This window comes from Dolichospermum sp. DET69 (assembly GCA_017355425.1).
Lineage (GTDB): Bacteria > Cyanobacteriota > Cyanobacteriia > Cyanobacteriales > Nostocaceae > Dolichospermum.
Map to the genome: position 1 here is coordinate 3922919 of CP070233.1, position 13899 is coordinate 3936817.

General features: G+C 39.3%; 9 protein-coding genes. All 9 read right to left on the minus strand.

What is annotated here, in order from left to right; genetic code table 11:
* Positions 1 to 21: 21 nt before the first annotated feature.
* The 9 genes from EZY12_17915 to EZY12_17955 are packed head-to-tail and all read right to left on the minus strand — an operon-like array spanning position 22 to position 13874.
* The gene (locus EZY12_17915; GenBank protein QSX66650.1) at positions 22 to 450 is read right to left on the minus strand and encodes a hypothetical protein; all 429 of its coding nucleotides are present in this window, start codon (positions 448 to 450) and stop codon (positions 22 to 24) included.
* A gap of 27 nt (positions 451 to 477) precedes the next feature.
* Positions 478 to 2472: a phage tail protein gene (locus EZY12_17920; GenBank protein ID QSX66651.1), complete on the minus strand. Its 1995-nt coding sequence runs from the start codon at positions 2470 to 2472 to the stop codon at positions 478 to 480.
* Positions 2454 to 3461 (minus strand): baseplate protein J, encoded by a 1008-nt coding sequence (locus EZY12_17925; protein ID QSX66652.1) that lies wholly within the window; start codon positions 3459 to 3461, stop codon positions 2454 to 2456. Before EZY12_17925 ends, EZY12_17920 begins: the two co-directional genes overlap by 19 nt.
* A 3-nt stretch (positions 3462 to 3464) precedes the next feature.
* Complete coding sequence (locus tag EZY12_17930) at positions 3465 to 7124, minus strand: baseplate J/gp47 family protein (GenBank protein QSX66653.1); 3660 nt, start codon at positions 7122 to 7124, stop codon at positions 3465 to 3467.
* A gap of 6 nt (positions 7125 to 7130) precedes the next feature.
* The gene (locus EZY12_17935; protein QSX66654.1) at positions 7131 to 7517 is read right to left on the minus strand and encodes a GPW/gp25 family protein; all 387 of its coding nucleotides are present in this window, start codon (positions 7515 to 7517) and stop codon (positions 7131 to 7133) included.
* Entirely contained in the window at positions 7517 to 8224 is a 708-nt protein-coding gene (locus EZY12_17940; GenBank protein ID QSX66655.1) for a phage tail protein, read from the minus strand. The genes EZY12_17935 and EZY12_17940 overlap by 1 nt, the downstream gene beginning before the upstream one ends.
* Positions 8221 to 9288, minus strand: a complete 1068-nt coding sequence (locus EZY12_17945; GenBank protein QSX66656.1) for a phage late control D family protein — start codon at positions 9286 to 9288, stop codon at positions 8221 to 8223. Before EZY12_17945 ends, EZY12_17940 begins: the two co-directional genes overlap by 4 nt.
* A 12-nt stretch (positions 9289 to 9300) precedes the next feature.
* Positions 9301 to 9954 (minus strand): LysM peptidoglycan-binding domain-containing protein, encoded by a 654-nt coding sequence (locus EZY12_17950; GenBank protein QSX66657.1) that lies wholly within the window; start codon positions 9952 to 9954, stop codon positions 9301 to 9303.
* Positions 9945 to 13874: a hypothetical protein gene (locus EZY12_17955; protein QSX66658.1), complete on the minus strand. Its 3930-nt coding sequence runs from the start codon at positions 13872 to 13874 to the stop codon at positions 9945 to 9947. Before EZY12_17955 ends, EZY12_17950 begins: the two co-directional genes overlap by 10 nt.
* Between the last annotated feature and the right edge of the window lie 25 nt (positions 13875 to 13899).

Here is a 13899-nt window from a genome sequence, read left to right on the forward strand (position 1 = left end):
GAAATAATGATGATTTAAGTTTTATGTTCCTTTAACTCGAAAGTTAGTAGTGATGAAACTACCAGTCCCAGTATATTGCGGGCTAGGATCGGGAATTGGCCCAGCAGGGGTGGGTTGCTGGGCAGGAACAACAACTTGAAACTTGGCTTTAAATGTCCCTCCCTTGAGTAAAACCGGTTTACCGTTAGATTTGGTTCTTTGGGCTTTTTGATTGGGTGCTAGGGAATCAATGGAAAGAATACCCACACCAGGAATAGGATGTGATGGAGTCATGTAGGGACAACCAGGAACAATGACGGTTTTTTCATCCCCATCAACACAGACCATTTTTTTGTTAATCATGTCTTTACTTGACCCCATTATATTACCAGGAATTACGGTAACAATTGCTTGCCCAAATGGGGGGTTAAACATGGCCATATCGCCTGTGGTTAAAATAAAGTCAGCCATAATGATCTAGTTACAACCAAAATTTAATTAATCAATCCAATCGTCTTCCTCAACTGCCAAAGTTTTCAGCATATATGGGGTAACTCTGCCAATAATAGTATTACCCTGAATATCTCCATCCTGATCCTTAAGAGGGTGACAAATTTCTAGAACATTCGCCCTGGGATTGAGATTAAAGTCTTCTGCGATAATCACCTGAGACACAGGACGCTGATTAAGATTAAAGTTGAGCTTGATGGTGATTTTTCCAGCCACTTGGCGATCATTGATGTTAGATAACACTATGTAAAAGCCTTTGGGGTTATCCAAAAATCGTTGATAGCTAACCTGGTGTGTAGCCCGCAGTCCTTGGGAGGAAAATTCTAGATTTGGCATTAGGGGGCTAAAGGAAGAAGTACGGGATTGAATGCGTAATATTAACAACCTGGCGATTTTTTCCCCTTCTGTTTCAGCCACGTCTGTTAGTGTAATAATTGCTTCTATTTCTATTTTCTTTTTAGCTGGAGAATCAAATAATTTAAACCGATAAATCCGCTCTAACCACTGGGAGTTAGGAACGAGACGCATGGTTGCACCTACTTCGGGTCCGAGAAGGGTGTTGCCAATCTTGTATTCTTGATTTTGACTGTAAATTTTTAATTCAGAATCATCTAAACCTGTGGGAATTTGGATTGTTTCACCTACTTGGTTCCCCAAACGAGTATTCCCCTCCATGCTCTCAAACAATCGTCTGGGTTTGTAAATTCTCAGTCTGGCATCATGCACCAGGCGCATGGTTTGACCAACTTGAGAACCCAGGCGCGTATTACCGTCAATCCACTTGATTTGAGGCTGATAAATTTTTAACGGGGGTTCTGGGCGGACACGCAAAGTTTGCTCTGGATTGGAGTCAAGACGAGTATTTCCCGGCATTAACTCTAATTGATTCAGGGGGCGATAAATTCTTAAGTTAGGTTCTAGGTCAAAGGGTAGGGAATCAAATATGATCAGGGAATATTGCTGGTGGTTGAGATTAAAGTTAACTTGAACCGTAATTTTTCCAGTCAGTTGGCGATCGCTCAAATTAGCCAGAGCGATAAAAAAGCCATCGGGATTGTTGGTAAACTGTTCATAAAACACTGTTTGCCTGACATGGGGTCCCACTTGGCTGCCATTAGGTTCAAGGGGCAAATTTTTTCCCTGAATGCGGATTAATATTTGCTCTTCTAAGGGATCTCCTGGCGGGCAATCATTCAATTTAATCCTAGCCTCGATTTGCATTTTCTGTTGAGGCGGAGCGTCAAATAAGGTAAATGGATAACAACCTCCCCATGCTTTGGTAATTTGCATGGTTAGTGTTAAGATTCTTAGGGCATAAAAGGTATGGGCTGGTTTATTTTGATCAATAATGGCTTTGGCAATCCGGCATCCTCGCCAATATCTCTCCGGCTGAGTGGTCAGAAGGGGGATTTGGACTTGAAAGTAATGAGGATGGTCGTCAAATTCAAATATTGAAATGGCTTTGGCAAGTTCGGCATCCTCGCCATATCTGTCCGGCTGACCACTCAGCCGGGGAATTTGATCTTGAAAGTAATCTGAAATCTTTCCTGCGGGATAACTGGAGTCAAGTTCTTCGAGATAAAGTTTCAGATAAATTCCTAACATTTTTTTTAATCCGAAAATAGTTCCCCGATGTTTGTATAGCGGCACTATTCGCTTAATAAATTTCCGCTTAACTGCTTCATCCCAATCTTCTCGTAAACTTAATGCTACCCACCCTGCCAACCACGGTAAAAATTCCGATGGAGTTTTTTCGGGGTCAAAATAGGTGTGAATGTGAGAAATGTTTGTTTCTAAACCAACAGAAGTTCGGGGATTTCTTCTGGGAGAAAAATTTTCTTGCTCTTGAGTAGATCCAGTGAGAATTTTTTCACACGCTAGTAAAAATCTGCCCAAAAAGGGACTTTTTTCGAGATCAGAGAAATCTTCTTGCAGATAAGCAGGTAAATATTCTTGATAGCTACTTAGTTGTTTCTTTTCCATTTTGCTTCAAAATGTTGTTGAATGGTGATAATTTCGTCAATTTTTACCTCAACCAATTCATTTTCTTCTAGAGAAATACCGATCATTTCGAATTGTTGGTTGAATTTTTTTCTTTGCTCATCGAAGTCGTTAAGTTGAACTCTCTCTACATAATCAACACCAGGCACATTATCCAATAATTGATATAACTCAGAAATATAGATATCCGCGCCAAAAGGATAGCCCTTACCTTGCCAATATTCTTGGGAATCTAAAGGAGCAAAAAAAGCTTCAATCCGGCGTTCTACCTCTTCTTGAACTAACAGATCCTTCGCACCGTCTTGTAAATATAAAGTGGCAGCAACTTTGACTTTCACATATTTGGGGTCAACTAGATGGAGGCGGGTAGTGATCAGTCGTCTTTGATTGAGAAATTTCTTAATTATTTTTCTGAGATTTTCGGTATTTGAACTATGTAGACGAGGCAAAATTACTAAGCTAATATGCCCTTCCACAATCTCATTGACATCTTTTGTTTCTAAATCTCGCTCTGGCAAGCATTGCACTCGCGCAATTATCCCCTCCTCTCCAAAGTCTCTTTTAATAGTCTTAGTTTTTGACCAGTCAGATAAAATCAGCCGTTCAAAATCTTTGGCGGTGACTGCTCGATAGGGTGTTCGCAATTCTGCCAAGGTTTTTTGAATCTCAGCCTCCAAGATGGCATTTTGGTCGGCGGGAGATTTTTCTGCTGGCAGTTCAAAATTATCCCCATTATCCCCTTCATCCCCTCTGAGTAGAGTTAAAAAAGCGGCCTGATTGTGATTGGGGATTTGATTGACTCGATATAACACCATTTCAGTCAACCAGGCTAATAATTCAATCAGGATAATTCCCGTATCAGATGGGTTGTGATCTGTCCATTGGGGTGCTTCCGTGGGAATGAGAGCAACCGCTTCTTCTACCAGGCTGGAGTATGTGCGGTCATCGAGATTGGGTAATGGTAGTGGCATAAGTTAATCTGTCTCTCCTGGTAATTTTAAGGTAACTCGGTGCTGACCAGAGTAAATAAGAGTGCGGATATCCATTTGGCAATCAGTCGGTTGGATGTCTAGGTAGCGGACGTATTTGACCCCTGGAACTGCTTCCAAGAGGGCATAGAGGTCGGAAAGGTGAGGTTTACGCCCGAAGCTCCACCCTACTCCTTGATTGCCACCTGTGAGGGGGTGAAGAAAGTTATGGAGGCTACGCTGAACTTCAACTCTGACAGCATCCGCATTTTCTAGAGAAACAGGGACAATTTCCGTAATAATTCTGATCTCTTGCCAGTTAGGTCCGGTTACTTGCAGTTTCATGGTCGGCACGAAACGCGCTTGTAAATAAGTATGGACTCGATTGAGTAATGCCAAGTTGGGGGTAGGCTGACTTTCTGAACTCTGGGGAACGATGATTACTCGCACCCGTCCAGCCCGAATCTCATGGGTAAAAACTTGAATGGGATTGCCATCTATTTTGGAACTCTGACTCCTAACTTCTGTTATCTTGGCGATTGAGGAATTTCCCTCTGGTTCAATCCATAGTTCCTCCAGTAAGGGATTGAAATTGGGAACCATCATTTCTGGGGTGATCACCTTTACCCTGGCCACATCTATAGATGCTTGATATGTTAGGTCTTCAAAATCTTGGGCTGTCACGGCGCGATCGCGGTGGCGTAGTCGTTGGGGCGATCGCTCTTTGAGCCGTTCCAGAGATTCTTGCTCGTTTCCTCCTGTGGCCGCTTCCCAATTAATGACGCTATCAATGTAGGGGATAGTAGTTTTTAATTCGGCGATCTTATAGGCAGGTTGATTCCCTCTGATGCCACCTCCGGTATGATAGCGAGTCAGGCGAATATTGTTGCGTCCTCGCGGTGGAATCATTCCTGCTTTTCCGTCACCAAACTGAATTTTTCCAGTTTGGCGATCAATCACATAATGGCGATCCTTGGTCTGGGAACTATAAAAATCAGGGACTTCTTGCCAGCGCACCCAAACTGCTACTAATTGACCTGTTTCATCTGTAATTGTGCTGATTGCTTCTGAGCCTGATTGTAGTTCAATGACTTGTCGTTCTTCGTCGGCAGGCATTTTACCTTCCTGCACCTCTAATTGTTGTCCCCAAAGAATGGGTACTTGACTGGCAGAAAATACCTGTTGCGGCTCATTGTTGCTAGAACCTAATATCTCATTTTCTAAAGTAATAGTTTGACTAGCCCAGGTAGTATTCGTCCGCACAGAACGCAAACGGGGATCTACGGAAAAATCAACAGAACAGCTTATTTGCCAACCAAGATAGCGGATTAATCCGAACAAGTTTAATCGTCTAAATCCTAATGCCCATTTAAAAAGACATAAGAGTGCGAATGGAATACTACTGGGCTTTTTCCTGGCTCGTAGCCAATAAAGTTCCTTGCCAAAGTGAGACGATGGGATAAAATCTGTTAGCCCAATAAATTGAATTAGCCCCTTCTCAGCAAAGGCTTGGGTTTCATCCTGAACAACTAGGGGTTGCCATCCGTTGGGACTAGCGTATTCCCAAGCAATCCGCTGTAGGTTAAGATCACCTTCCCCTCGATTGGCATTGGGGGCTACTTCACTGGGTAAAGGTGGTTCAACTTGGAGGTAAAGAGTATTGGGACGATTGGGAAATGGTTGATTAAATCCCAAGTAAAGGGCGGAATTGCGATTAATTGCCGGAGTTAACGGCTGAAAACAACGAATTACCCTAACTGCTCGCCGATGATCATGATTCAATGCTGTGGTGAAGATGACCAGATGGCGATGGCGATCAATTAGCTCAATTTGCCGTTTTTCGGGATTATTATCGTCAAATTTGATCAACTCACCTAATCTTAACTGACTAACATCATCCAGATGTAAGATCCTTTCTCCAGCTTTAACCGCTTGTGTCAGTCTGACAAATCCTAAAGGACTGCCTTCACAATAAATAAAATCATTATAAGCATAGTAAAATGCAGGTTTTTTCAGCAGAAATTTGTAAGTTAATGTTAAAGATTGGACTACCGGTGGATCGCAAGTGTCAGGAATCTTGTCCACCATAATAAATTTGCACAATATTCGACTGCTGGCTTCGTATTGATTACGAATATTATTCTCAAGAATCAGCTTTTTCTCGGAGGCAATTTTGTTAATTATTCTGACTTCTTCCTGTCTGGTTGAATCAGCTAATGATTGGATGCGAATGATATCATTAATCTCTAATTCATCTACACTATCAACGAATATTTCTGTTTGTCCAGAGGAGATGCCTCTAGCAACTAGGGTGACATCATTATAAACAACATATTTTTTCTCTCTCCCTCTGATCCCGTAAATTCCATTGTTAATGCGGGCGCGCAGCCAATAGGAATTTTCTCTATGATCATCAACTAGATTCTCATTAATTAGTGATTGAGGAAACTGAAAAGTAGTTGATGTGATAGGTTCTGTAGGTTCTATAAATTTTATTGGTGATGAATCATTACTCCATCTAAATTTATCTGCTGCTGTTGAAGTTTCAATGATTTGCCAATTTTGCCCGTTTCCTATTTCCCAAATGATATCTATATCGTCAGTATAACTGGGTTGATGGTTCAGTTTTGGGCTAATTTCTATGGCAACTCCGGGTTTAATTAATTTATTATCTAAAGGAATAGAAAATGTATCGTTACGCCCAGGGGTTGTGCCAAAGGGATAGAAATCTTTGCTCAGATCCAAGGGAGTATTATTAAATAAGCATAATTCGGGGGTATGGGTTTGATTAATACTAGTGCTAATTTCAATTTGGGTAACTTCTGGTAAATCATCTCGTGCGGCTTCCGCTAATTGATTCCGTTGCTGAGACTTTAAACTTACCCGCAAACATGGGGCTTTTTGTCCATTAAATTGCACCAAAGGCATCAATTTAGGTAACTGAGTCACTGTGATCATGAATTGTGTTGTATTTGCTTGGGTGTGAATGTGGGTCAGAGGTTTCCATGCTGTCTTCTCCCAATATGACCAAGTATCAAGTAATTCCCCGAATTCAGTGGGACTATTAGTATCAATAGTGATGGTAATAGTTTCTAATTTTGGTATGCTAAATATTTCTTCAGAATATATATAAAGATAATGCTCCGTGGGGAGGTCGCCTTTGAAAGCTGAAAATGCTGGATTTTGGTTGGCAATTGTGGGATCAATCCAATGGTTGCGATCGCTATAATAATCCCGATCTTCGACCACAAACATTGCTTGTAGTTGTGTGCCGCTGACTACCAAATCTTGTTCAGTTTCAAAGATAACTTCCTCTGTTTCACCTTCGGGAGCGGGTGCAGAAACTTGGGTATGAGCAGGAACTATAGCATCTACCGGACTACCACCCGCTAAGGTAAAGGTGAGAGGGACTCTGGCTGGTTGAGGGGGAGCCTGTTGAGTACCAATTAAGTTGAGAAATGCCAGCAAATTGCGATCCGGGGAGCGATTGAGGCGATCGCTGACGATGGTGGCCATGCGGCTGAAAATGCGGATGAGCGCCAAACCCGAATCGCTTTTATCGAGACATCGCCATTTGTTATCCGTATAGTCCTCAATTAATTCCTGAGTTTCCTGAACTATATCTTCATAGGTGCGCTGATCAATTTTGGGAGGAGGTAAAAACATGATTAATTACTGTAAATAGAAGGGATAGACTAGATTAAACTGATTATTTGTGGTGCGAACCTGGTAATTGATGGAAATTTGCAAAAGATTAGGATGAGCCGGATTTGGTAGCACATCAATATCTAAAATATCAATGCGGGGTTCCCAATCTACCAAAGCTGATCGCACATCGCTGATCACTTCACCAACTGTTCCGGCATTATTGGGTGCAAAGACGAGATCATGAATCCGACAGCCAAAATCGGGACGCATCACCCTTTCCCCTCTCGCGGTACTGAGGATCGCCAAAATTGACTGACGAACGCAATCTTCGTATTTCACCATCAACACTTGTCCCCTCTCATCCAATTTGCACGGATAAGACCAGCCCACACCTAAAAAATCAATATCCATTACATTACCTCCAAAGCCCCATTATTGACCTTAACCCCCGCAGCGCAGGTAATTTCCAAGCCGGATTTGGCGGCAAATTCCCCTTTAGATTTAGCTTGAATACTATAATTAGATCCGGCTTGAATTTTGCATTCTTGTTGAGTTTTAATCTCTAAATTTTTACACTCAATCAACATATCCTCATCTGTGCTTTTTATAGTCACTTTGCCTTTAGCTTCAATGGTAAAATCTTTTTCTACCTGAATATTCATGGCATCATTTTCGCAGTCAATAGTAATTTTGTTTTTTCCACTTTTATCTTGAATAATAATCTGTTCCTTATCTTTAGTATCATCCAAAATAATCATGTGACCGCTACGGGACTTAATCAGGCGTTTATTATTTTCATCATTATCATTTTTTTCAGGGGGGTTATCCTTGCCATTCCACAAACTCCCTAAAATATAGGGAAAGGCAATATCGCCATGTTCAAAAGCCACTAAAACTTCATCGTCCACTTCAGGTAAAAAGTAAATGCCTCTATCTTTCCCTGCCATCAATGTTACCACCCTAGCCCAAGCACTTTCATCCTCTTCTGATAACCAAGGAAATTTCACCTTAATTCGTCCTACTCCATCAGGATCTTTGATATTAGTGACTACGGCAACTGTCACTCCATAGAAGCGAAGACTTTTGTCTTCAGGCATTAACAAATCTATTCCCATCATGAGGCGGTTCTCCTTGCAGTAAATAAAGTACCATAACCTTGCTCTTGGGAGTAATTATGTTCAGTTGATGTCACATAATACATTCCACTAAATCGCTTTCCTACTCCAGTCACTTCAATAACTTTAGCAATTTTTAAAGTAGGAATTCCCGGACAAGTTCCTTCAGCAGTAATATAGGCGATCGCCATATCTTTAAACTGTCCTAAAGCTATTTGATCCGCTTCCGCTTTACTGGCTACAGGTTGAATAACCACAGTAGAAACAGATTCTCCAAATGTTTCCACTGCCTTTGCTCCAGTAGTTTTGCCACCCATTTTACTCCCTTCCTTGCCAGCAGCAGCTTTACCGATAACTTCTTTTTTATCTTTGGGTATCCAGCCTTTTACTTCTACTTTTTGCACCTGACCCATACTACTCAACCGAGGTAAAAACTCACGCAAATTCTCTGCAAACTTCAACGTCAAAACTTTTTGACTATCGTGCTGACGGGGTTGAAAATATAAGGTTTTATTATCAATAACTACTTCATAACCAATGCGCTCTGCACGACTTTGCAGAAAATCCCAATCAGTCTGATTATGTTGTAAAACATATTCATGTTTCACCTCACTATCTTTAACTTTTGGTGTTAAGCTGTTACCCCTGGCAATTTGACTAGCAATATCACTGTCTTTCATTTTGGCATAGGATTTTGTTTTAGAACCTCGCAATAAACGGTGACGCATATCATGTCCCCGTACCACTAATATAGGATTAGAATTTTGATTAAACTCCGGTTCTAGAGCAGTAATTTCTCCCACGATTACTGTTTTTAAGTTATTTTCATAACCCATCTGAATTTCTACTTCTTTACCAATCTCAAACATCTTGTCATCAATCCAAGTTAATTCACCCTTGGCTAAATTCCAACTAGAAAATTCCAAAGTAAACATACTTGGTACGTCCACATCTTCCGATACTTTCACCGCGAGTAAATCAGCACTAGCCTCAGCAGAAAGCTTTTGTCCTTCAATGATTACTCTAATATTAGGGGAAAGGCTTTTAACACCACCACCATCAGACATAGTTCTTTTCCTCTAAGTTTGGCTGGGAATCCGCAGAGGTGGAATCGTCAGAACTAATCCGGGAGGTATTTTCCGCGGATTATCTAACCGATTTTCTTCAGCAATTATGCGCCACAATGCAGGATCTCCATATTCTTCATAAGAAATACTACTCAGGGTTTCTCCCCTTTTAACAATCCGAACCGGATCATCTATTAAATTCTCCTGTTTTTTCTTTTTTACCGAATCTGTCCACTCTCTGAATGTGCAATTAAGAGTTGCTCGCACAGGAGTACCGTCTTCCAAGAACTGCGTCAGAGTTTTAGTGACACTTTCTAACATCCCATCAGGTAACAAAACACTATCTTTTCCCCCAATTGTTCCCCACACCAATTTACATCTAGGTGGTCTTTTGATACTATTACCAATTCTTGGGTGAGTCAAATTAAAAATCTTCTTGGTATATTTCTGGACATTTTCTGGGGGAGAACCTTTAAGAGTGGTATCAAAGAATAACTCTATTGTTAAAGTTGCTAAATCATTAGATGCAACTAGTTGATCTCCGCTGGTTGTCCAACCGGTCTTATTAATTTGTACCTGGTTAGGGTTAAACAAGACCTCGAATTCATCAGCAAAATCTCCCTCGTTACTTTTCTCTGCTTTAATTGTTAGTTTTTCTAGCGCCATTTGTTCTTACCTCTGCGTTCACTTTCTATGACTAATCTCCGCATGATTTTCCGCTCTACTTTATCTGCTAAAGCATCAACATCAATCTGAGGTGGCCGACTAACACCTGCAATGGATGTTTGGTTAATTTGATTGACTTTAGGTGGTTGAGAATTGGGAGATGGGGTTGATGCCATTATCCCTTGATTTGAAGCAATATTATTGCTTATTAAGGTTTCATCAGGGGATGATGTTATATTATAATTCGTTGTTGTTACTAAATTCATCTGGGGAGTTAATTGGCTACTATTTAGGGTGCTTGCCTTTTTTTTAGCACTAGGAGAAGTAGACAAGACTAAAGATTCAAATTCTGGTAAAGATGGCTCGGAATTAATTTTTACAACTGGTAATTTAGATTGAGCATTAGCAACAGTGGATTGGGTAATCTTTTCTACTCCTTTATTCCCATTAGTCACAACTGAAGGATTATTTCTCTTAAACTCTTCGATTAAGAGCATTGGCTCATTTGCAGCTAATTTAGGCCTGATTGGTTGGGAATAAACCACTACTGAATTTTCCAATTTGGGTTGAATTTTGGATACGGAACTATCAATAATTGGGATTACTGAAGTTGAGGGAGAGATTTTATTATTAGTATTAGTTGATACGCCTTCACTTGTTGAGGAAATTTGACTAGCTAAATTAACTAAGGGTTTTTCAATATTTGAGATGGGGGGAGTTAGTTGTTGAACTAAGGGAATTTGGGGATTTTCATTTAATGAAGATGATTGCTCAGAATTTACGTTGACTATTGGTAAAATATCAGAGGTGGCAATTTTTCTTTGAATTGCTGATTCTGAGGGGGTTGAGGAAATTTGACTAGCTAAATTAACTAAGGGTTTTTCAATATTTGAGATGGGGGGAGTTAGTTGTTGAACTAAGGGAATTTGGGGATTTTCATTTAATGAAGATGATTGCTCAGAATTTATGTTTACTATTGGTAAAATATCAGAGGTGGCAATTTTTCTTTGAATTGCTGATTCTGAGGGGGTTGAGGAAATTTGACTAGCTAAATTAACTAAGGGTTTTTCAATATTTGAGATGGGGGGAGTTAGTTGTTGAACTAAGGGAATTTGGGGATTTTCATTTAATGAAGATGATTGCTCAGAATTTATGTTTACTATTGGTAAAATATCAGAGGTGGCAATTTTTCTTTGAATTGCTGATTCTGAGGGGGTTGAGGAAATTTGACTAGCTAAATTAACTAAGGGTTTTTCAATATTTGAGATGGGGGGAGTTAGTTGTTGAACTAAGGGAATTTGGGGATTTTCATTTAATGAAGATGATTGCTCAGAATTTATGTTGACTATTGGTAAAATATCAGAGGTGGCAATTTTTCTTTGAATTGCTGATTCTGAGGGGGTTGAGGAAATTTGACTAGCTAAATTAACTAAGGGTTTTTCAATATTTGAGATGGGGGGAGTTAGTTGTTGAACTAAGGGAATTTGGGGATTTTCATTTAATGAAGATGATTGCTCAGAATTTATGTTGACTATTGGTAAAATATCAGAGGTGGCAATTTTTCTTTGAATTGCTGATTCTGAGGGGGTTGAGGAAATTTGACTAGCTAAATTAACTAAGGGTTTTTCAATATTTGAGATGGGGGGAGTTAGTTGTTGAACTAAGGGAATTTGGGGATTTTCATTTAATGAAGATGATTGCTCAGAATTTATGTTGACTATTGGTAAAATATCAGAGGTGGCAATTTTTCTTTGAATTGCTGATTCTGAGGGGGTTGAGGAAATTTGACTAGCTAAATTAACTAAGGGTTTTTCAATATTTGAGATGGGGGGAGTTAGTTGTTGAACTAAGGGAATTTGGGGATTTTCATTTAATGAAGATGATTGCTCAGAATTTATGTTGACTATTGGTAAAATATCAGAGGTGGCAATTTTTCTTTGAATTGCTGATTCTGAGGGGGTTGAGGAAATATTATTGGGTAAATTAACTAAGGGTTTTTCAATATTTGAGATGGGGGGAGTTAGTTGTTGAACTAAGGGAATTTGGGGATTTTCATTTAATGAAGATAATTGCTCAGAATTTACGTTTACTATTGGTAAAATATCAGAGGTGGCAATTTTTCTTTGAATTGCTGATTCTGAGGGGGTTGAGGAAATATTATTGGGTAAATTAACTAAGGGTTTTTCAATATTTGAGATGGGGGGAGTTAGTTGTTGAACTAAGGGAATTTGGGGATTTTCATTTAATAAAGATGATTGCTCAGAATTTACGTTTACTATTGGTAAAATATCAGAGGTGGCAATTTTTCTTTGAATTGCTGATTCTGAGGGGGTTGAGGAAATATTATTGGGTAAATTAACTAAGGGTTTTTCAATATTTGAGATGGGGGGAGTTAGTTGTTGAACTAAGGGAATTTGGGGATTTTCATTTAATGAAGATAATTGCTCAGAATTTACGTTTACTATTGGTAAAATATCAGAGGTGGCAATTTTTCTTTGAATTGCTGATTCTGAGGGGGTTGAGGAAATATTATTGGGTAAATTAACTAAGGGTTTTTCAATATTTGATATGGGGGGAGTTAGTTGTTGAACTAAGGGAATTTGGGGATTTTCATTTAATAAAGATGATTGCTCAGAATTTACGTTTACTATTGGTAAAATATCAGAGGTGGCAATTTTTCTTTGAATTGCTGATTCTGAGGGGGTTGAGGAAATTTGACTAGCTAAATTAACTAAGGGTTTTTCAATATTTGAGATGGGGGGAGTTAGTTGTTGAACTAAGGGAATTTGGGGATTTTCATTTAATGAAGATGATTGCTCAGAATTTATGTTGACTATTGGTAAAATATCAGAGGTGGCAATTTTTCTTTGAATTGCTGATTCTGAGGGGGTTGAGGAAATATTATTGGGTAAATTAACTAAGGGTTTTTCAATATTTGAGATGGGGGGAGTTAGTTGTTGAACTAAGGGAATTTGGGGATTTTCATTTAATGAAGATGATTGCTCAGAATTTACGTTTACTATTGGTAAAATATCAGAGGTGGCAATTTTTCTTTGAATTGCTGATTCTGAGGGGGTTGAGGAAATATTATTGGGTAAATTAACTAAGGGTTTTTCAATATTTGAGATGGGGGGAGTTAGTTGTTGAACTAAGGGAATTTGGGGATTTTCATTTAATGAAGATGATTGCTCAGAATTTACGTTTACTATTGGTAAAATATCAGAGGTGGCAATTTTTCTTTGAATTGCTGATTCTGAGGGGGTTGAGGAAATATTATTGGGTAAATTAACTAAGGGTTTTTCAATATTTGAGATGGGGGGAGTTAGTTGTTGAACTAAGGGAATTTGGGGATTTTCATTTAATGAAGATGATTGCTCAGAATTTATGTTTACTATTGGTAAAATATCAGAGGTGGCAATTTTTCTTTGAATTGCTGATTCTGAGGGGGTTGAGGAAATATTATTGGGTAAATTAGGTAAAGAATTATCTGGTGTTACAGTTAATTCTGTGGACTGTGATCGCTGATTTACTAAAGGAGTCGTTTGATCTTGATGGGATAAAGTAATGTCAACTGGAATTGACTTAGCATTAACAATCAGGACTTGCTTATTACCTTGACTGCTATCAGGGGATGCAAAGTTGGGATTTATCGTCTGCTGTTCTACTACTTGACTTCTCTGCTCCTGATGTTGAACATAAACAATAGGTGTTGATTCTGACTCTAAATCAATAGTGGTTGACCAACGCTGCATTTGTTGAGCAAGCAAAGGTAGTTTTTCTAATATATCAGGCGATCGCTCGATAATTCTTCTAGCCATCCGACCATTGATAACTCCCTGTTTCATCAACGGATTATTTAGCCGACGTACAAGTTTCGGATCAAGAGACTGTTGCCATTGTGGTACACGATTGAATGTCATTTTAGATGAGATATTTAATTTTTGC

What these genes read in the sequence shown, in the direction of transcription:
- EZY12_17925 (QSX66652.1), bottom strand. Translation starts at nt 3,461, where the DNA reads ATGCCACTACCATTACCCAATCTCGATGACCGCACATACTCCAGCCTG.
- EZY12_17915 (QSX66650.1), bottom strand. Translation starts at nt 450, where the DNA reads ATGGCTGACTTTATTTTAACCACAGGCGATATGGCCATGTTTAACCCC.
- EZY12_17940 (QSX66655.1), bottom strand. Translation starts at nt 8,224, where the DNA reads ATGATGGGAATAGATTTGTTAATGCCTGAAGACAAAAGTCTTCGCTTC.
- EZY12_17935 (QSX66654.1), bottom strand. Translation starts at nt 7,517, where the DNA reads ATGGATATTGATTTTTTAGGTGTGGGCTGGTCTTATCCGTGCAAATTG.
- EZY12_17945 (QSX66656.1), bottom strand. Translation starts at nt 9,288, where the DNA reads ATGTCTGATGGTGGTGGTGTTAAAAGCCTTTCCCCTAATATTAGAGTA.
- EZY12_17955 (QSX66658.1), bottom strand. Translation starts at nt 13,874, where the DNA reads ATGACATTCAATCGTGTACCACAATGGCAACAGTCTCTTGATCCGAAA.
- EZY12_17920 (QSX66651.1), bottom strand. Translation starts at nt 2,472, where the DNA reads ATGGAAAAGAAACAACTAAGTAGCTATCAAGAATATTTACCTGCTTAT.
- EZY12_17930 (QSX66653.1), bottom strand. Translation starts at nt 7,124, where the DNA reads ATGTTTTTACCTCCTCCCAAAATTGATCAGCGCACCTATGAAGATATA.
- EZY12_17950 (QSX66657.1), bottom strand. Translation starts at nt 9,954, where the DNA reads ATGGCGCTAGAAAAACTAACAATTAAAGCAGAGAAAAGTAACGAGGGA.